This is a genomic window from Nocardia sp. NPDC005825, assembly GCF_040630175.1.
Classification (GTDB): domain Bacteria; phylum Actinomycetota; class Actinomycetes; order Mycobacteriales; family Mycobacteriaceae; genus Nocardia.
This window is the reverse complement of record NZ_JBEXXC010000006.1, coordinates 265,035-283,456: the sequence shown is the minus strand read 5'-3', so window position 1 is coordinate 283,456 and position 18,422 is coordinate 265,035. Positions and strand designations below refer to the sequence as shown.

At 70.3% G+C, this 18,422-nt stretch carries 16 protein-coding genes and 1 tRNA gene; 7 read left to right on the top strand and 10 right to left on the bottom strand.

Going from position 1 to position 18,422, the window contains the following annotated elements:
- Nucleotides 1-52 precede the first annotated feature (52 nt).
- Nucleotides 53-5,524 (bottom strand): carboxyl transferase domain-containing protein, encoded by a 5,472-nt coding sequence (locus tag ABZ382_RS19150; RefSeq protein ID WP_357090491.1) that lies wholly within the window; start codon nt 5,522-5,524, stop codon nt 53-55.
- Between the two features lie 165 nt (nt 5,525-5,689).
- On the opposite strand from ABZ382_RS19150, the gene ABZ382_RS19145 reads away from it, so the two are divergent.
- Entirely contained in the window at nt 5,690-5,983 is a 294-nt protein-coding gene (locus tag ABZ382_RS19145) for a hypothetical protein (RefSeq protein WP_357090489.1), read from the top strand.
- Nucleotides 5,984-6,033: 50 nt separating this feature from the next.
- Here ABZ382_RS19145 and ABZ382_RS19140 read toward each other — a convergent pair whose 3' ends face one another.
- Nucleotides 6,034-7,482 carry a PLP-dependent aminotransferase family protein gene (locus ABZ382_RS19140; protein ID WP_357090487.1) on the bottom strand — a complete coding sequence of 483 codons (1,449 nt, stop codon included), beginning with the start codon at nt 7,480-7,482 and terminating at the stop codon, nt 6,034-6,036.
- 46 nt (nt 7,483-7,528) lie between these two features.
- Between ABZ382_RS19140 and ABZ382_RS19135 the strand changes: the two genes are divergently transcribed.
- On the top strand, nt 7,529-8,014 hold the full coding sequence (locus ABZ382_RS19135) for a carboxymuconolactone decarboxylase family protein (RefSeq protein WP_357090485.1): 486 nt from the start codon (nt 7,529-7,531) through the stop codon (nt 8,012-8,014).
- Nucleotides 8,015-8,056: 42 nt separating this feature from the next.
- Nucleotides 8,057-8,284 carry a SelT/SelW/SelH family protein gene (locus tag ABZ382_RS19130; RefSeq protein WP_357090483.1) on the top strand — a complete coding sequence of 76 codons (228 nt, stop codon included), beginning with the start codon at nt 8,057-8,059 and terminating at the stop codon, nt 8,282-8,284.
- Between the two features lie 53 nt (nt 8,285-8,337).
- On the opposite strand, the gene ABZ382_RS19125 is transcribed toward ABZ382_RS19130, so the two are convergent.
- Nucleotides 8,338-8,410 (bottom strand) — tRNA-Lys (locus tag ABZ382_RS19125).
- Between the two features lie 218 nt (nt 8,411-8,628).
- Here ABZ382_RS19125 and ABZ382_RS19120 point away from each other — a divergent pair.
- Nucleotides 8,629-9,837 (top strand): Ig-like domain-containing protein, encoded by a 1,209-nt coding sequence (locus ABZ382_RS19120; protein ID WP_357090482.1) that lies wholly within the window; start codon nt 8,629-8,631, stop codon nt 9,835-9,837.
- Nucleotides 9,838-9,920: 83 nt separating this feature from the next.
- Here the strand turns inward: ABZ382_RS19120 and ABZ382_RS19115 are convergent, their stop codons facing one another.
- The 3 genes from ABZ382_RS19115 to ABZ382_RS19105 all read right to left on the bottom strand — a co-directional run bounded on the left by ABZ382_RS19115 (nt 9,921) and on the right by ABZ382_RS19105 (nt 11,938).
- Complete coding sequence (locus ABZ382_RS19115) at nt 9,921-10,337, bottom strand: hypothetical protein (protein WP_357090480.1); 417 nt, start codon at nt 10,335-10,337, stop codon at nt 9,921-9,923.
- Between the two features lie 115 nt (nt 10,338-10,452).
- Complete coding sequence (locus tag ABZ382_RS19110) at nt 10,453-11,100, bottom strand: cyclase family protein (RefSeq protein ID WP_357090478.1); 648 nt, start codon at nt 11,098-11,100, stop codon at nt 10,453-10,455.
- Between the two features lies 1 nt (nt 11,101).
- Nucleotides 11,102-11,938, bottom strand: a complete 837-nt coding sequence (locus tag ABZ382_RS19105) for a class I SAM-dependent methyltransferase (RefSeq protein WP_357090476.1) — start codon at nt 11,936-11,938, stop codon at nt 11,102-11,104.
- Between the two features lie 84 nt (nt 11,939-12,022).
- Here ABZ382_RS19105 and ABZ382_RS19100 point away from each other — a divergent pair, with 84 nt between their 5' ends.
- Nucleotides 12,023-12,451, top strand: a complete 429-nt coding sequence (locus ABZ382_RS19100; RefSeq protein WP_357090474.1) for a helix-turn-helix domain-containing protein — start codon at nt 12,023-12,025, stop codon at nt 12,449-12,451.
- Between the two features lie 17 nt (nt 12,452-12,468).
- Here ABZ382_RS19100 and bla read toward each other — a convergent pair whose 3' ends face one another.
- Nucleotides 12,469-13,377 (bottom strand): class A beta-lactamase, encoded by a 909-nt coding sequence (gene bla, locus ABZ382_RS19095; RefSeq protein ID WP_357090472.1) that lies wholly within the window; start codon nt 13,375-13,377, stop codon nt 12,469-12,471.
- Between the two features lie 47 nt (nt 13,378-13,424).
- Nucleotides 13,425-15,203, bottom strand: a complete 1,779-nt coding sequence (locus ABZ382_RS19090) for a penicillin-binding transpeptidase domain-containing protein (RefSeq protein WP_357090470.1) — start codon at nt 15,201-15,203, stop codon at nt 13,425-13,427.
- Nucleotides 15,204-15,357: 154 nt separating this feature from the next.
- On the opposite strand from ABZ382_RS19090, the gene ABZ382_RS19085 reads away from it, so the two are divergent.
- Entirely contained in the window at nt 15,358-16,263 is a 906-nt protein-coding gene (locus ABZ382_RS19085) for a serine hydrolase (protein ID WP_357090468.1), read from the top strand.
- Here the strand turns inward: ABZ382_RS19085 and ABZ382_RS19080 are convergent.
- Both ABZ382_RS19080 and ABZ382_RS19075 read right to left on the bottom strand, forming a co-directional pair.
- Nucleotides 16,212-17,165, bottom strand: a complete 954-nt coding sequence (locus tag ABZ382_RS19080) for a LysR substrate-binding domain-containing protein (protein WP_357090466.1) — start codon at nt 17,163-17,165, stop codon at nt 16,212-16,214. The genes ABZ382_RS19085 and ABZ382_RS19080 overlap by 52 nt on opposite strands.
- Before the next feature lie 36 nt (nt 17,166-17,201).
- Entirely contained in the window at nt 17,202-18,056 is an 855-nt protein-coding gene (locus ABZ382_RS19075) for a thioesterase family protein (RefSeq protein WP_357090464.1), read from the bottom strand.
- Between the two features lie 149 nt (nt 18,057-18,205).
- On the opposite strand from ABZ382_RS19075, the gene ABZ382_RS19070 reads away from it, so the two are divergent.
- Nucleotides 18,206-18,394, top strand: a complete 189-nt coding sequence (locus ABZ382_RS19070; RefSeq protein ID WP_357090462.1) for a DUF1508 domain-containing protein — start codon at nt 18,206-18,208, stop codon at nt 18,392-18,394.
- Nucleotides 18,395-18,422: the final 28 nt, after the last annotated feature.

Here is an 18,422-nt window from a genome sequence, read left to right as displayed (position 1 = left end):
ACGAGAAACGCCCCGGCAGTTCGGACTGCCGGGGCGTTTCTCGTCTGATCGATCAGCGGCGGGCGAGCCCGGCCTCGATGGCGGCGATGATGCGCGGGCGCATCTCGACGGTGCTGATGATGGCGTCCACCGAACCCACCTCGACGGCGCGCTGGATGTTGTGCACGCGGTCGAACTCCGCGGCCACCTCACCCAGCTTCTCCGCCCGCACCGAGAAGCGCAGCTCGTCGCGCTCCGCGGTCAGGGTGGCGCGGTCGGTGCCGGAGGCGTTCGCCGCGCGCAGCTCGAAGTCGCGCACCCGCGGGTCGGCCTCGGTGCGCGCGCTGACCTCACCCGAGAACACGACCGCCGCGGCGGGGGCGCCGCCCAGCACGGAGGCGAACGAGCCCTCCAGCGCCAGCACGGTCATGCTCGGGTTCAGGGTCTTCGAGAACACCACGAAGGCGCCGCCGTGGTAGCGGGAGATCACGCAGAACACGATCGGACCGTCGAAATTGACGATGGCCCGGCCGATCTCGGCGCCGTACTCCAGCTGCACCTTGCGCATCGACTCCGGCGAGCCGTCGAAGCCGGACAGGTTGGCCAGCACCACCAGCGGGCGGTTGCCGCTGGCCGCGTTGATCGCCCGCGCCGCCTTCTTCGACGACTGCGGGAAAAGCGTTCCCGCCGTGTAGGTGTCGGGTCCGTCGGTGGCGGGGAAGCCGCGCCGCCCCACACTCTTGGACTCGATACCCAACAGGCACACCGGGATTCCGCCCAGACGCGCGTCGAAGACGACGGAGGTCTCGGCGTCGGCCATGCCCGCCCACCGCTCCAGCACCTCGTGGTCCTGGTCGGCCAGCGCCCGCATCACGGTGCGAATGTCGAACGGCTTCTTGCGATCCGGGTTCGCGGCGGCCGAGAAGATCTCCCCGACGGTCGCGAAATCGCTGCCCTCCAGCACGTGCGGGAAGTCGGAGACGTCGCGGTCGACCGGGTCCGCGGTCCGGCCGCGGCGCGGACCGTCCTCGCCGGGCACCACGTACGAGAAGTCGTAGTGCGCCATCAGGATGTCCCGCGCGGCAAGCAGATTCGGCGCCCAGTACTGGGCCTGGCCGTTGGGGCCCATCACGCGGTCGTAGCCGCCGATGCCGAAGTTGTCCTCGGCCGAGACCGCGCCGGAGAAGTCCAGCGCCTGCTTGCCGGTCAGCACCATCGCCGACTCCGGCGTCATCACCAGGATGCCCTTGGTGTGCATGAGCATGGTAGCCTCGGCGTTCCAGTACGGCTGCGCACCGACATTGATGCCGTTGACCACGATATTGATCTCGCCGCCGACCTGGGTGAACTCGACGATCCGCTTGAGCGCGGCCGCCACCCAGTCCATGTTCTCGGTGCCCGACTTCATGGAGATGCGGGCGCCCGAGGACAGCGCGTACCACTCCAGCGGCACCCGCAGCGACTCGGCCAGATCGATGGCCGCGATCACCCGGCGGCACTCCGGCTCCGACAGCGCGCCCAGCGACTTCGTCGGGTCGCCCAGCAGGGCGACACGCATGACACCGGCCGGATGCTGCGGGGTCGGGGTGGTGACCACACCGGCCACCAGCGCCGCGCTGTTGCGGCCCTTGGGCCGGTCCACCGGCACCAGGGTGTGCGAGTCGTCGAGGTCGTACTCGGTGAAATCACCCAGCAGACCGGTCAATTCGTACGGGTAGACGGTGTTGCGGCTACCCGCGCGCAGCACCTTCTGCCGGTACTCGTCGAGCGGCTCGACCGCGTCGTCGGTGCGCTCACCGACGCTCACCTGGACACCGCCGGTCGCGTCGAAGGAGACGCGCACCGCGATCTTCTCCAGCTGACCGGTCTGCGGATCACGCTGGCGGGCGATGAGCAGGATCTCCTCGAGGCCCGCGCCCGCCGTCATCGGCAGCACGTGCCCGGCGATCACCGTCTCCAGCTCGCTGCGGGTCACATCCACCACCGGCCAGATGTACATGACGATCCGGTTGGTGTTGAACCGCTTGTTCGACGGCCGCCGCGACTGCGCGCGGCGGATGGAGTCGAGGCAGGTGGCGATGGTGCTCTCCGCGGTGGGCAGCACCAGCAGGCGGCCGTCGTGCTCGCGCAGCGCGGCCAGGTCGCGCACCTGCGCGAACGCGATCAGACGGTCGTCGGCCGGGTTCTCCTTGGCCACCGCGCGGAACAGGTACACCTCTTCGTCGTCCGAGGACGGCAGACGGGTGAGGTCGAACTTGCGCAGCCGGCGCATCTGCATGCGCTGGGCGATGTACGGGTGCAGACCGCGGATCAACCGCTCCTCCGACATCCCCGTGGTCGCGGGCCGGAAGGTGAAGTGGTGGTGCATGACCGCGCCACCGCTGCCCGCCACCGTGCAGGTGATCCGGTGGACCTGGCTCGGAAGCGGCTGTCCGGCAAGCGCTTCCTGCAGCGCCACCGCCATCGCCTCGAAGTCCTCCGGCTGCTTCTCCCAGCTGAGGTAGATGTCGGCCTCGACGGACGTGGAGTCACGCGCCACCTCGGCCAGCCCGCGCAGCACGGTGTCGAGCGCGTCGAAGCTCACCGCCGACGACACCAGGTTCACGCCCCGGCGCTCGGCGATGACGAAACGCTGCCCGTTCGACTCCTCGGTCCGCACATCGGTGAGGTCCTTGTTGCCGTAGTAGCGCCGCGTCAGCACCTCGAGCATGGCGGTGTTGTCGGTGCTGCCGCGCACCAGACGCTGACCCAGCAGACGCACCAGCGGCTCGGTCGCCCGCACCATGTCCGCGATGCGGTCGGTGCGCTCGGCCGTATCCGGCTGGGCGTCGAGGAAACTCAGGTGCTTGCGCACGGTGGTGTACACCCGGGCGCGGTTGCGGCGCAGCAGCGGATGGGCGTACCAGGCGTACGCCACACCACGCGCGAGGTCGGCCAGACCCGGGAACCGGAACTGCGTCGCGGTCACCAGGCGTTCCAGCGCCAGACCGGCGGGCTCGCGCAGCGCGCGGTCCGGCACCGGCTCGCTCAGCCACTCGCGCAGCAGCGCGGTGATGACGGTGACCGTTCCGGCCGGCCGCTGCTGGGCCAGGAAGATGCGGAAGACCGCCGCCTCCAGGTCGGACGAGCGATCCAGCTCGGCGACACCGTAGTGCGCGAACGCCGCGCTCAGATCCGCCCGATACGACTCGGGCAGACCGGCCCGCTCCACATCGAGGCTCTGCATATAGGTGTGGAAGAACTCGCGGGCGCTGTGCACATGGCCCTGCGAGCCGTTGTCCTCCCAGGACCGGTTGTGGCTCAGCTCGGCCAGATCCGCGAAGACCTGCACCAGTTCGACTTCCTCGGCCAGCGGCCGGCGGTTGTCGGCGACGGCCGCCCGGCGCACGGCCAAGTAGTCGTCGAGCACCCGCTGCTCGTCGTGCGGGTCCACGTCGAAGCCCAGCAGCAGGCTGCGCAGATCCTGCAGGCTGCGGGTCAGGCCCTCGTGCGGCAGGACCGGCGCGGGCGCACCCGGCAGATCCAGCTCGACGGTGGCCGCCGGAGCGGCGTCCTCGGTCTCGGAGTCATCGGCGATCGGCTCCAGCCGCAGCAGCGGCGCGCCGGTCTCCACCTGGGAGCCGACCGCGACCGCGCTCTCCTTGAGCCGGGCCCGGAACGGCGCGCGCAGCACGGTTTCCATCTTCATGGACTCCAGCACCAGCACGGGCGCGCCCGCCTCGACCTCGTCGCCGACGGCCAGCGGGGTGGCGACCACCAGCGCCGGTGCGGGGGAGCGGACCACGCCGCCCTCGTCGCGGCTGATCCGGTGCGTCACGCCCTCGATGTCGACCAGGGTCACCGGTCCGTGGGTGCCGGTGACGACCCGGAAACGGCTGCCGTTCACCACGATCTGGCCGGTGTGCCGGTCGAAACGCTCCAGATCCACATCGGCCGAACGCATATCGCCGCCGGCTTCGATCCCGATCCGGAAGCGGTGCGCGCCGATGCGCGCGACCCGCACCCGGTAGGCGGCGCCGCGCAGCTTCAGGTCGTGCGGGCGGCCGCTCTCGTGCTGCACCTGCGGACGGCCACCGGCCGCGGTGGACAGCAGGCGCTCGCGCTCGGCCCGCTCTTCCTCCTCGTAGGCGTCGATGGCGGCCACGGCCACCGCGATCGCCGAGTGCCGGTGCGAGACCAGGCGGCCCTGCGCGCGCACGCGGTCGATCCAGCCGGTGTCGGCGCTGCCGTCGATCACCTCGGGCTGCTCGAGCAGGTCGAGCACGAAACTCTTGTTGGTGGAACCGCCTTCGATGACCACGCGGGTCTGCGACATGGCGCGGCGCAGGCGGCCCAGCGCCTCGTCGCGGTCGCGGCCGTAGGCGATGATCTTCGCGATCATGGAGTCGAAGTCGGCGGGGATCGTATCGCCCTCGCTGACACCGGTGTCCACGCGAATGCCGGGACCGGCGGGCAGATCCAGGCGGGCGATCCGGCCCGGGGCGGGCGCGAAGTCGCGGTCGGGGTCCTCGGCATTGAGCCGGGCCTCGATGGCGTGGCCGCGCTCGGCGGGCGGCTCACCCACGAGCTTGCCGCCGGAGGCCACGTGCAGCTGCGCGCGCACCAGGTCGAATCCGGTGGTGGACTCGGTGATCGGGTGCTCGACCTGCAGCCGGGTATTGACCTCGAGGAACGCGAACAGCTCGTCGCCCGGGTGGTACAGGAACTCGACCGTCGCCGCGCCGCGGTAACCCACCGCGATCGCCAGCCGCTCGGCGGAAGCCTTCAGCTCGGCGGCCTGCTCGGGACGCAGCACCGGCGAGGCCGACTCCTCGATGACCTTCTGGTTGCGCCGCTGCACCGAGCAGTCGCGCACGCCCAGCGCCCACGCGGTGCCCTGACCGTCGGCGATCACCTGCACCTCGACGTGGCGGGCGCCGGTGACCAGACGCTCCAGGAACACCACGCCGCTGCCGAAGGCGCGCGCGGCCTCCTGCCGGGTGCGCTCGTAGGCGTCGACCAGCTCGTCGGCATTGGTGATCATGCGGATACCGCGACCACCACCACCGGCGGTGGCCTTCAACATCAGCGGGTAGCCGATGTCCTCGGCCGCGGCCAGCGCGGCCTCCACGGTGTCGACGCCGCCGCGGCTCCACGGCGCGACGGGCACGCCGACCTCCTCGGCGATCAGCTTCGCGCCGATCTTGTCACCGAGCTTGCGCATGGCCTCGGGGCTGGGACCGATGAAGGTCACCCCGATCTGCTCGCACAGTTCGGCGAAGGCCGGATCCTCGGCCACGAAACCCCAGCCGACCCACGCCGAATCGGCGTTGGTCGCCTTGAGCGCCTGCTCGAGCGCCTTCAGATCCAGGTACGGGCGCGCCGAGGCGGGCCCGAGGTCGTAGGCGACGTCGGCTTCACGGACGAAGGTCGCGTTGCGATCCACATCGGTGTGCAGCGCGATCGTCTGGATCTGCAGGCCGGTCTCGGCCGCCAGATCCCGCACAGCGTGAATGAGGCGTACCGCGGCTTCACCGCGGTTCACAATGGCAATACGGCTGAACACCCGTCAGCTCCTTTATGTTGCGAAGGCCCGGTCGGGCAGCGTTTGGACTGCCGGTCACCGGTAGTGTGCACGTCTGCTGCTCTCGATACCACCGCGGTAGGGGGTTACTCGTACGTATCGTGGGCAAAGCGTCATCCGGGGCCGTGACTGTGGGAGGCGATCAGAGTGGCCGACATCCTCGACGTACTGCACTCGCGTTGGGCGGAATCCGCGGCGGAGGCCATCCTGACCGGCCAGGAACACCCGACCCTGACCCTCACCACCCACGAGGTGGTTGACCTGATCGCCCAATTCGCGGCCCTGCGGCACGCGGTCGACGGCGCCGCCGCGTCCTTCGAACGAATTCGCGCGGCGCTGGACCAGCGCACCGCGCACCCCGAAGCCCAGGCTCGCCAAGCCGCCAGCATCGCGCGGCACGCCGCCGAAACCCTGGCGGGCCGCGATCGGGACGTGGCCTGAACCGGAGCCGGGATCCCGAACCGGTGTGGTGAGGTCGTGCGCCGCGGCGGTCATCGCGGGGTCGAGCCCCAGGACAGTGCGCGCACCAGGGCGTCGAGCGCGGCCGGGTAGGCGCTCTCGGACGGCGCCGCGAATCCCACGACGAGGCCCTGCGGCCGGTCGGGTCGCGGCTCGTGGGAGAGCCACATCCCGGACAGGCCCTCGAGTGCCAGGCCGTGCTCGCGGGCGCGGGACAGGACTTCGGCCTCGGTCAGGCCGGCGGGCTCGAGCCGGATCAGCGCGTGCAGTCCGGCGGCGATCCCGGACAGGGCGAAACCTGTCAGCGGTCGCCCCGCCCGGGGTTTCAGGCGATCCGCGAGCAGGTCGCGGCGGCGGCGATACCGCAGCCGCGCGGCGCGGATGTGCCGGTCGTAGGCGTGCGAGGTGATCAGTTCGGCCAGCGTCAGCTGCCCGAGCGTCTCGGAGTGGTGGTCGGCCAGTCGCTTGGCCTCGGCGACCGGGCCGATCAGGTGCGGCGGGAGCACCATCCAGGCCAGGCGCAGTCCCGGGCCGAGCGTCTTGGACGCGGTGCCGAGGTATACGACGTGGTCGGGCGCGATGCCCTGGATCGCGCCGACCGGTTGCCGGTCGTAGCGGAATTCGCCGTCGTAGTCGTCCTCGATGACCAGCCGTCCGGCCCGGGCCCAGTCGGCGAGACGCTGCCGTCGCGCCGGGCTCAGCGTCGAACCGATCGGGAACTGGTGACTCGGAGTCACGACCGCAGCTGTGACGCCGTCGAATTCGCCCGTGCCGAGCAGGTCCACGCGCGCGCCGTCGCCGTCGACCGGCAGCGGCCGCACCACGGGACCGGCCGCCCGCACCGTGTCGCGGAACGACGGAATGTAGGGGTCCTCCATGGCGATCGCGGTGGTCCCGGATGCGGTCAGCACCGTGCTGAGCAGGGCCAGGGCCTGCTGGACGCCGGTGGTGACGATGATCCGGTCCGGGGTGGCCAGCACGCCGCGGGTGCGGCCCAGGTAGTCGGCCAGCGCGGATCGCAGTTCGATCCGCCCGCACGGATCGCCGTACCCGAACGCGTCCGTGGGCGCCGCGCCGAGGGCCTTCCGGGCCGCGCCCAGCCAGGCGGTGGTGGGGAAACGGCTGACATCGGGACTGCCGGCGCGCAGATTGTGCCGTGGCGCAGCGGGTTCCGGGCTGCTTACGACGGGCGGACCGGCCGGGCCGGGGGTGGCGACAGCGTCGGCGACGCGCGTGCCGGAGCCCTGACGCGCGATCAACAGCCCCTCCGCGATCAGCTGGTCATAGGCCGCGCTGACCGTCCCGCGCGAGAGCCCGAGTTCGACGGCCAGGGTTCGGCTCGGCGGCAGGCGCTCCCCGGCGGCGAGACGGCCGTCCCGGATCGCCTCGCGCAACGCCTGCTCCACGCCGACCCGCCGCCCCGATCCGGGCTCGACGAGCAGATGCAGATCCACACCGGAATTGGACCAGGAATTCGCCATAGGATTGGCTCCTAACATTGGTCCATTATCGGCCTACCGTCGAAGCATGACAACGAAAACCAGCGCTTACGTCCAGCCGACCATCCGCCTCGCCATCGACGACCTGACCCCCGAGATCGCCAAGGCCATGAACGGCCTCGAGCGTGCCGCGCAACGGTCGTCCCTGGAGAAGCCGCTACGCGAACTGGTGAAGCTGCGCGTCGCCCAGATCAACGGCTGCGTCTACTGCGTCGACATGCACTCCCGCGACGCGGTGGCCGCCGGGGACACCGCGCGCCGGGTGAACCTCGTCGCGGTGTGGCGCGAGGCCCCCTTCTTCACCCCGCGCGAGCGTGCCGCCTTCGACCTCGCCGAGGCCATGACCCGGATCGCCGACAGCGAGGTCGGTGACGCCGTCTGGCAGGAAGCCGCGGCCCGATTCTCCGAATCGGAACTCGCCGAACTGGTCTGGCACATCGCGATCATCAACACCTGGACCCGGCTGGGCGCGACCACCCACGCCTGGACCCTGCCCGGCGACGAGAACGACTGAACCCCAACCCCATCCGACACCCGCACCGTGAGGAGCCCGAGCATGCCCGCCGTCGTCATCACCTACTGCAAGCCCTGCGGCTACCTGAAGCGCGCCCGCGCCGCCGCCGACGCCCTCGACACCGAGCTCGGTATCGCACCGGAACTGGTCCCGGGTTCGGGCGGTGTGTACCGCGTCACGGTGGACGGCCGGACCGTGGCCACCAAGACCCGCCAGGGTTTCCCCACCCCGGAGGACATCGTCAAAGCCGTTGCCGAGCACGGGAAGTAGCCGAGAACGAACGAAGCCCCCGACCGGATTGCCTGGTCAGGGGCTTCGTATTGTGCGCCATCAGGGACTCGAACCCCGAACCCGCTGATTAAGAGTCAGCTGCTCTGCCAATTGAGCTAATGGCGCGTGTTACTCCGCCGGGGGCCTCGGTCTTGCGCTCCGGGCTCTCTGCGGTGCGGATAGAACATTAACAGGGATGGTTGCGGAAAGTGAAATCGCCCCTCTGAGCTGGTGGTTGTTCGAGTTGTTGAGGGTTGTTAACACGGCGGGGGCGATCTCGGATGTTGTGGGAGAAGCCTTTGGAGGGTGGCCGGCCGCGCGCCGAGACGTGAAGTGGGGTTGCGATGGGTGTGAGGCAAGGCGGACGGCGGACCGGCAAGCTACTGGGGGCCGGGGTGGTGTTGTCCGTGGTGGCGTTGGCCCTGGTCGGATGTTCCTCCGGTGGCAGCGGCCAGAAGTCTTCGGTGGCAATCGATTCCAACCCGATCAGCGAACTGATGAAGCCGAAGCTGATCTCCCCGGTGAAGGACGGCGACAAGGGCGTGGCGCCGGGCGAGCTGAACCTGAAGGTGGAGGACGGCAAGTTCACCGCTGTCGTGCTGAGCAGTCCGGACGGCAAGCAGGTGCCGGGTGAGCTCGCCGCCGACGGCCGCTCGTGGAAGTTGGCCGAGCAGCTGGGATTCGGGCGCACCTACAAGCTGGCGGTCGAGGCCATCGGCCTGGGCGGGGCGACCACCTCGGTGATGAGTTTCACCACGATCTCCCCGAACAACCGCACCCACCCGTATCTGCTGCCCGCCGAGAACGACGTGGTGGGCATCGGTCAGCCGGTGGCCGTGCAGTTCGACGAGAACATTCCGGACCGCAAGGCCGCCCAGAACGCGATCAAGATCACCACGACGCCGGCGGTCGAGGGCGCGTTCTACTGGGTCAACAATCGTGAGGTGCGCTGGCGGCCGCAGAACTTCTGGACCCCGGGCACCAAGGTCGACATCGCGGTCAACGCCTACGGCCACGACCTGGGCGGCGGACTGGTCGGCGACAGCGACATCCACTCCAGCTTCACCATCGGCGACGCCACCGTCTTCACCTCCGACGACAACACCAAGATCGTCACCGTCGAACGCAACGGCCAGGTGATCAAGACCATGCCCACCTCCATGGGCAAGGACTCCACCCCGACCGACAACGGCGTCTACATCGTGGGCGACAAATTCGACCGCATCATCATGGATTCCTCCACCTACGGCGTCGCGGTGAACTCGCCCAACGGCTACAAGACGCCCGTGGACTGGGCGACCCGAATCTCATACTCGGGCATCTTCTTCCACTCGGCCCCGTGGTCGGTGGGCGCGCAGGGCTACTCGAACACCAGCCACGGCTGCCTCAACCTCAGCCCGGCCGACGCCAAATGGGTCTACGACAACGTCAAGCGCGGTGACATCACCATCGTGAAGAACACCGTCGGCGGCACCCTGTCCGGCCTGGACGGGCTGGGCGACTGGAACATTCCGTGGGAGCAGTGGAGGGCGGGCAACGCCGACCGCGGCTGACCGCGGGACTCACGGACACGGCAGAAGGGGCATCAGCATTGCGCTGATGCCCCTTCGACCATGCTCGACCGCGGGGGTCGGACTCAGCCGATCTGGCCCGGGCCGTTGGGGCCGCAGCCCAGGGCCGCCATGCCGGACAGCGCGGAGGCGGTGCCCAGGACCGTGCAGGTGCCGGGTTCGGCGGAGTTGGTGTTCGACGAACCGAGCGCCCCGCCCAGCTTGAAGCCGGAGGAACCGGTGACCAAGGCCTCGATCGGGCTCTTCGGCGCCGGGTCGGTATTGGTGGGGCAGGGGGTGGTGGTCGTGGCCGTGGTGGGGCCCGCGGTGACGGTGCAGCCCGGCGTGGTGCCCGGAGTGGTGGTCGGTGTCGTCGTGGTCGGCGACGTGGTCGACGGAGTCGTCGTGGTGGAGTCGATGAGGGCGATCTCCGCCATGGCGGCGGGCGCGGCGGGCAGCAGTGCCGCAACGGCTAGCAAAGTGGTTACGGCGTAACGGTTCACGTGCGAAAATCCTTCGGATCGAGCGTGGTCGGGGCCCCGACTCCCCAGATGGTCCTGAGCAGTCTACGAAGATCGCGTGACCTGCGCCGCAAAATGCGACACACTGACGTTTCTCTCACATTCCGACGCGCGCCACCGCCCGCACCGGAGCCCCGTCCGCCCCGGGCAGCCGCAGGGGGAACAGCGACACTTCCACCCGCTGACCGGCCTCCTGTTCCGCCAGCACCGCCGCCAGACCGGTCAGATTCTCGGCGATCACGGCGTGCGCCCCGCACAGGATCCGATGCACCGGAATCTCCTCGGCCGGGGTCGGGTCCACGCCGAGCGCGTCGATGCCGACCGTGCGCACCCCGGCCGCGACCAGATACTCGGCGGCCGACACGGTCAGATGCGGATGGTTCAGGTACTCGTGCGTGCCCCAGTGCTCCGACCATCCGGTCGCCACCAGCACGATCACGCCCGCCGCCACCCGCCCCTCGAAGTACTCGCGCCCGATCGCCCCGCCCGCGCCCACGGCCCGCGCGTCCACCACCACGGCCGGTCCGGTGAACCGTTCCAGCGGCAGCTCGTCGAGGGCGGGCAGGGCGTCGTCGATGTGCCGCGGCGCGTCCACGTGCGTGCCCGTCTGCGAACCCAGGTCCAGGTGCAGCACATTGACGCCGTCGGCGGCCACGGTCAGCGCGGGCCGCACGGTCACCTCCGGGTCGCCCGGGTAGACGGGCATGCCGGATCGGATCGGCACGGAGAGATCGAGGATGCGCATGTCAGCCGTGCTCCGGGGCGGTGGCGCGCAGCAGCCAGCAGGCGGCGGTGAAGTGGGCCGCGCCGTCGCGGACGAAGGGCTCGAAGGCGGCGCGGACGACTTCGACGACCTTCGCGCGGGTCGCCTCGTCGGCCTCGAGCAGCGCCAAGCCGACCGGTCCCAATCGGGAGACGTAGCCGGTGAGTTCGGATTCGGGCAGCGCGCAGTCGGCGTCGATCGGGGAGATGTCGATATCGGTCCAGCCGGCGTCGGCCAGGATCCCGGCCACCCGGTCGCGGTCGGCGAACCCGAATTGCCCTGGGGCGTCCGGAATTCGGGGCCCGAGATCGGGGAGCAGCGGGGCGGCCGCGTCTTCCGCGGTGGTGAAGAACGGATTGTCGGCGGCGGCCCGCCACACGACGCAGGCCAGCCGTCCGCCGGGCCGGGTGGCATGGCGCAGGTTGGCGAACGCGGCCACCGGGTCGGCGAAGAACATCACCCCGAAGCGGGACATGACGAGGTCGTGGACCGGGTCGAAGGCGTGGGTCTGGGCGTCGGCGCACACGAAATCCACCGGGAGACCGGCCCGTTCGGCATTGGCGCGGGCCGCCTGGAGCATCGGCTCGGCGATATCGACGCCGGTGCAGCGCGCGCCCGTCGCGCGGGCCACGGCCAGGGTGGTGCCGCCGGTGCCGCAGCCGACATCCAGCACCCGCCGGGCGCCGTCGGCGCGCGCGGTCTCGACCAGCACGTCCTCGAGCGGCCGCAGCACCCGGCCGATCAGGTCCTGGAAGTCGACCCAGGCACTGCCGGAGGTGGCCCAGCGGTCGGATTGATCCTTGTCGAGCGGTGTCGTCATGATCGCTGTCCTTCATCGGGGAACGGCCGGAGAACTACACTGTCTCAATTCAAGCCGACTCGAGGTCAAGTCCGAGGTAACCGCATGACCAGCCTGGATATCGCCGACGTGGTGCGCCGCACCGGCGTGCCCGCCTCGACCCTGCGCTACTACGAGGAACGCGGCCTGATCGCCTCCACCGGCCGCCGCGGCCTGCGCCGCCAGTTCGACAGCTCGGTGCTCGAACAGCTGGCCCTCATCGCGCTGGGCCGCACCGCCGGATTCTCCCTCGACGACATCGTGCTGGTCTTCGGCCCGCAGGGCGAACTCCGGGTGGATCGGGACCTGCTCACCCGCAAGGCCGACGAACTGGACCGCACCATCACGCAAATGACCGCGGTCCGTGACGGTCTGCGCCACGCCGCCGCCTGCCCCGCCCCGAGTCACGCCGAATGCCCGAGCTTCCGGCGCATCCTGCTGGGCGTAATGGCGGGCGAGGTCGACGTCACCGAGGCGATGAGCGGACCGAAATGACTGCGTGACAGGTCATTTCAACGCACGGCGTGCACGGCTTCCTTGGCGAGCGCGGCCACCAGCGCATTGTCGTAGGTCGCGTCCTTGTCCGGCTTGGCGGTGAGTACCACGATGACCAGCGGCGCGGACCCGTCGGCGGGCCAGGTGACGGCGGCGTCGTTGGCGGTGCCGTAGTCGCCGGAACCGGTCTTGTCGCCGGTCTTCCAGTCCGGGGGCAGTCCGGCGCGGATGCGGGCGTCGCCGGTGGTGTTGGCGAGCAGCCACGCGGTCAACTGCTTGCGTTCGGGGTCGGCCAGGGTATTGCCGACGACCAGCTTCCGATAGTCCCTGGCCAGGGCCTCCGGGGTCGTGGTGTCGCGCTCGTCGCCCGGGATATCGGTATTGAGCTCCGGTTCCCATCGGTCGCTGCGCGTCTTCTCGTCGCCGAGCAGCCGCAGGAACTGGGTCAATCCCTGCGGGCCGCCGAGCAATTCGAGCAGCTGATTGCCCGCGGTGTTGTCGCTGCGGGTGATGGCGGCGTCACAGAGTTCGCTGACCGTCATCCCCGTGTCGACCCGGGTGCTGGTGACCGGCGAGCCCGTCACCACCTTGTCCGCGCCGAAATGGATGACCTGGTCGAAGAATCCGCTGTCCAGGGGATGTAGCTTCAGCAGCGCGCCGCAGGCCAGGCCCTTGAACGTGGAGTTGAAGGTGAAGCGCTCGTTCTGCCGGTAGCCGACGGTCTTGCCGGTGCCGGTGTCGATCGCGAAGACGCCCGCTCGCGCGCCGTGCTGCTCTTCGAGCGCCCGCAGGGCGTCGTCGCTCGGTGCGGCCGTGGTCGACGGCTCGTCGTGGGTGGCTTCGCTGGTCGAGTCGGTGCCGCACGCCGCGAACAGCGGGGTGAGCACGAGTAGCGATGCCAGGGCGCGGTATTTCAGGGTCGGCAAAACAAGCCTCTCAATCGGTTTCGAGCGGTGTGGAGTGTCGCTGCTGGTCAGCGTGGTGCGCGCAGCATGCGGCCGGCGGCCTGCACGGCCGGGTCGGAACTGCCCGCGTCGCTGATGAAGACGGCGAAGGCGAGGTCGCCGTCGATGCCGACGAACCAGCCGTGCGCGTGCTTGTCGTCGATGTATTCGGCGGTGCCGGTCTTGCCGAGCAGGCCGGGGATATCGCGCAGGGCGGTGGCGGTGCCGCCGGTGATGGTCTCGCGCATCATGGATTTCACCTGGTCGGCGATGCCGGGCGGCAGGGCCGGGGGCTGCCGGTCGGGCTTGCCGGGCTGACCTCGCACGATGGTCGGCGGCTTGACCGACCCCTGCGCGAGGGACGCGGCCAGCAGGGCCATGCCGAACGGCGACGCGGTCACCTTGCCCTGCCCGATGCCCTCCTCCACCCGCAGGGCGGGCGTGTCGGCGGTGGGCACCTTGCCGGTGACGGTGGTCAATCCCGGTGTCACATAGTCGATGCCGAGTCCGAGCTGGGCGGCGGCATCGGTCAGCCCGCCGGGCGGCAGCTGTACGGCCAGCCGTCCCATGGTGGTGTTGCAGGACCGCGCGAAGGCGGTGTGCAGCGGCACCTGGCCGAGGTCGAAGTTGTTGTCGTTGGGGATCTCCCGGCCCTCGATGTTCTCCTTGCCGGGGCAGGCGACGGTGCTGTCCGGGGTGACCTGACCGGCCTGGAGGGCGGCCGACACGGTCACGGTCTTGAAGGTGGAGCCCGGCGGATACAGCCCGGTCAATCCGATCGGGCCCTGCGCGTCGGCGGGCGCGTTCTGCGCCATGGCCAGCACGTCACCGGTGGAGGGCCGCAGCGCCACGATGGCCGCCGGGGTGGTGATCGGGGCCAGCGCCGCTTCGGCCGCGCGTTGCAGGCCGACATCGAGGGTGGTGCGAATATCGGTGACCGGGTGGGGATCCGGCCCGCCGACCCGCTGGGTGCCGTCGCTGCCCTGGGCGCGGACCGCCCATCCGGCGGCCGCGTCGGCCTGCTGCTGCCACAGGTCCGACAGGCCCGAGAAGGTCGGTGAGGCGAGTGCCTTGTCGACGGCCAGGAGCCGGGTCTGCTGCGCGGTCGTCACATTCGCCAGCGTGGTGAGCGCGGATTGGACGGTGGCGTAATCGGATTCGCGGAGGGTGACCGCGGTGATCGGCTTCCCTTGCGCCGCGGCCAGATCCGCTTGCAGGCTCGCGGTCGTGATGTCGGGCGCGACCGGTTGCAGTGCCGCCGCGACGGCGGCGGGGTCCGCGCCGGACGCGACGTTCACCAGCGTCACCACCTGCTGGATGAGCAACGGGCTGCCGGTGCTGTCGAGGATCTTGGCCGGATCGGGGTAGGCGACGGCGTAGGACAGCGGGCCGATGTTCAGGCCGGGCGCGATGGTGGCCGGGTCCCAGCGGATCTTCCAGTCACCGCCGGAGCGTTCGGCGCGGCCCGCGGTGGTGTAGGTCCACTCGTTCTTGCCGTCCTTGCCCAGCTTCCAGGTGGCGGCGAGGGTGAAGGTGCCGCCGTCGTCGGTCTTCTCGACCTTGCTCGCCGCGAAACGCACCTGTTTGCCGAGGTTGTCGTACAGCGTTCCCAGGGTGGTCGAGGCGGCGGCCGGGTCGCTGGTGGCGGTCGCGGCGGCCGGGACGTCGTCGCGGGTCAGCGCGTCGGCGAAGGCGTCGACGGTCTTGGACAATCCGGAGGTGGGATCCGATGCCGAGCACGCGGTCGCCGCCACCAGTACGGCCGCGACACAGATACCGGTGCTTGCCCTCCTGCTGAAAGCTGCCATGACAGCCACCCCAACACGGATCACCACCCGGTGTCCAAGACCAACACGGGTGAGAACCGATAAGTGTTTCATTATCGTCGCAGCGCACGGCGCACGGGCTCGCGAAGTCGCGGGCGGTTGACGACCCGATCGGGGCGCCGGGAATGCTGGGGGAGTGGAAGCGATCTTCGGGACGGCCGGTGTCGAAGGCCGCGTGCACGCCCGCTGTCTCGACTGCGATGGCGAATTCGGCTGGGCCGCCGACGAACCGGTGGTGCTGTCCTCGGTGGTGAAGGTGCCGCTGGTGCTGGAGTTCGCGCGGCAGGTCGCGGCCGGGCAGCTCGATCCCGCCGACCGGGTGCGCGCCACGACCGCGGACCGGCTGGGCGGAGTGGGGTCGGCCGGCTGCCACGACGATGTCGAGTACAGCCTGCGCGACGCCGCCTACTTCGCGCTCACCGTCAGCGACAACACCGCCGCGGACCTGCTGTTCGACCGCGTCGGCGTCGACAATGTGCGGTCACTGGTCCGCGAGCTCGGGCTCGCCGACACCCGGGTGATGGGGTCGATCCGCGACATCCTGTATCTGATGGCCGAGGACATCGGCGCGCGGGACCTGCTCGAATTCGCCCGGCGCTATCCCGAATCCAGTCCGGAGGAGGTGTTCGGCAGCCGGGCGGTGGATCCGCTGCGGACCACCGCCGGGACCGCCCGGGACATGACGCGCCTGCTGGCGCTCATCGCCCGCGACCTGGCGGGCCCGCCGGAGGCGTGCCGGTTCGTGCGAGATCTCATGCGCCAGCAGGTGTACGCGCACCGGCTGGTCTCGGCGTTCCCGCCCGGGACCGACATCTGGTCCAAGACCGGGACGCTGCCGGGCATCCGAAATGAGATCGGCGTCGTCCAGTATCCGGACGGAAGTCGGTACGCCGTAGCGGTTTTCACCGTGTCACACAATCTGGCCGGGCGGCAGCCGGTGGTGGACCGGGCGATCGGGACGGCCGCGCTGACGGCCATCGAGCGCGTCGATCACTGCCTGCCCGAGACAACATCCCACGGGCGGCGCTGCGGCGCGTCCTGAAGCGGGGCCGGGGGCGCGGCGCCGTCGCCCCGCACCACCGACACGATGAGCTCGGCGAACTCCCGCACCAGCGGATGCGGGGCGGCGGCGGGCCAGGTCAGGGCGAGCCGCCAGCTCAGCGTGCCCTCGGGCAGCGGCCGCCAGACCACCCGGGGCTCCTTCTGCGCGACCAGGCCGGTGTCGAAGGCGACGCCGCGGCCCGACAGCACCATGCCGAGCACGAACTCCGGATTGACCGCGTGCTGCACCGAGACGGGATGGAAGCCGTGCTCCCAGCAGGTGCGCAGGGTGGCGTCGTAGAGGCCGGGGGCGGCGGCGCGCGGGAAGATCACCAGGCCGTGCCCGCTCAGGTCGGCCAGGGTGAGCGAAGTCCGCTGGGCCAGTGGGGAATCCCGGGGCAGCACCACGCCGAGCGGGGTCTCCACCACCGGGCCGGATTCGAGGCCGGGCGTCTCCGCCGGATATTGCAGCAGGCCCGCGTCCAGTTCCCGTTCGCCGAGCAGCCGGACCTGTTCGGCGGTGGTCAGCTCCTGCAGGTCCACCCGCACCTGGCGGTTCTCGAACGCGGTCAGCATGGCGGCCAGCACCCGGCCCGCCAGTTCGGGCGGCACGCCCACCCGCAGCGCGTCGACCTCGCCACGGTGGGCCTTGTCGACCAGCGATTTCGCGCGTTCCCAGCGGGCGATCAGGTCCCGCGCCTCGACCAGCAGGATCTGCCCGGCCTCGGTGAGCTCCACGCGGCGGCTGTCGCGGTCGAGCAGCCGCGCGCCGAGTTCGCTCTCCAGCTTGCGGATCCGCTGGCTCAGCGCGGGCTGGGCGATCCGCAGCCGCTCGGCCGCGCGGCCGAAGTGCAACTCCTCGGCGACGGCGATGAAGTAGCGCAGCTGACGCAGCGGGTCCATCCCGTCGACGATATAGGTTTCCTTATCGCCGGGTGGTCAGGCCCGGGCCCGCACCTCGAGGATCTGCAGGCAGCGGCCGATCGGGCCCTGCTGGTCGTGCAGCACGGTCGAGCACAGGCCGACCCCGTCGGGTCCGATCGAGGTCTCCACGGCCAGGCCGATCCACTCGCCGACCGGCAGCCGGAACAGGTCGATGGTCAGGTCGGTGTTGAGGAAGGTGAAGTGGCGCGGATCCAGCCGTGCGCCAACGCCATTGGCGACGTCCGCGACCGAGAACACGCGCACCAGGGGTGAGATCTCCTCGCTCTCGACCACCTCGACGATGGGCTTGACCCACACTCGCCGGGTGATGGCATCGCTGTCCACGCCCCGCAGGTCCACCGACTTCACGTAGCCGCCGTCCCACCCCTCGGGCAGGCGCCAGCTGACCTTGCCCTGGTCCGGCACGGGCGGCAGCGGGGCATCGGCGGTGTGGCCGACCTCGGAGGTGTCCGTGGTGGCGATCCGCCAGGCCGCCGCCTTGGCCACCACGCGGGCGCTGCCGTCCGGCTGCGGCGCGACGAGTTCGGCCGCCACCAGCTCGACCCGCTTGCCGGGCCGCTCGATCCAGGCGCGAACCTCGATCTCCCCCACCGGAATCGGGCCGAGGATCTCCATGGTCAGCCGGGCGATGCGGGCGCCTTCCCGGGGCGCGCAGCGTTCCACCGCGCGGGCCAGCAGCGCCGAGGGCGGTGCGCCGTGCTGCATGGTTGCCGCCCATACGCTCACGGTGGACGCGGTGGCTCGGTAGCGCTCGTATCCGTCGCGCTGGGGCTCCACTGCGACGAAGTACGCCCTGGTCCCGGCCTCGTCGCCCGAGGTCGCCTGATCTGCCGCTGTCGCATCCTGCATTCGGGTCACCCCGTCAACGTATCAGCCCACGTCCGACCCATTAGACGGTGTACGACAAACCCTCCGCATGTCCATTCCGACCGTTCGGCATTCGAGCCCATACCCTGATGCGTGTCAGATGCACTTTCCAGGCGTGGAACGAGGTAGTCATGTCAGGCAAGTTCGAGCTTTTCGCTGATGCGGCCGACAAGTTCCGGTGGCGGCTCAAGGCGGGCAACGGCGAGGTTATCGCCCAGAGCCAGGCGTACGCGAGCAAGGACGCGGCGAAGAAGGGCATCGCCTCGGTCCAGACCAATGCCGCGGGCGCGGCGGTCGCGGACCTCACCGACTCCAAGTAGCCCGACCCGAACCGGGCCCCGCCGCAAC

Bases quoted from the DNA above. Each gene is read 5' to 3' on its own strand.
- ABZ382_RS19090 (WP_357090470.1), bottom strand. From the start codon at position 15,203: ATGGCAGCTTTCAGCAGGAGGGCAAGCACCGGTATCTGTGTCGCGGCC.
- ABZ382_RS19100 (WP_357090474.1), top strand. From the start codon at position 12,023: ATGACCAGCCTGGATATCGCCGACGTGGTGCGCCGCACCGGCGTGCCC.
- ABZ382_RS19135 (WP_357090485.1), top strand. From the start codon at position 7,529: ATGACAACGAAAACCAGCGCTTACGTCCAGCCGACCATCCGCCTCGCC.
- ABZ382_RS19070 (WP_357090462.1), top strand. From the start codon at position 18,206: ATGTCAGGCAAGTTCGAGCTTTTCGCTGATGCGGCCGACAAGTTCCGG.
- ABZ382_RS19075 (WP_357090464.1), bottom strand. From the start codon at position 18,056: ATGCAGGATGCGACAGCGGCAGATCAGGCGACCTCGGGCGACGAGGCC.
- ABZ382_RS19105 (WP_357090476.1), bottom strand. From the start codon at position 11,938: ATGACGACACCGCTCGACAAGGATCAATCCGACCGCTGGGCCACCTCC.
- ABZ382_RS19140 (WP_357090487.1), bottom strand. From the start codon at position 7,482: ATGGCGAATTCCTGGTCCAATTCCGGTGTGGATCTGCATCTGCTCGTC.
- ABZ382_RS19130 (WP_357090483.1), top strand. From the start codon at position 8,057: ATGCCCGCCGTCGTCATCACCTACTGCAAGCCCTGCGGCTACCTGAAG.
- ABZ382_RS19110 (WP_357090478.1), bottom strand. From the start codon at position 11,100: ATGCGCATCCTCGATCTCTCCGTGCCGATCCGATCCGGCATGCCCGTC.
- ABZ382_RS19080 (WP_357090466.1), bottom strand. From the start codon at position 17,165: ATGGACCCGCTGCGTCAGCTGCGCTACTTCATCGCCGTCGCCGAGGAG.
- ABZ382_RS19120 (WP_357090482.1), top strand. From the start codon at position 8,629: ATGGGTGTGAGGCAAGGCGGACGGCGGACCGGCAAGCTACTGGGGGCC.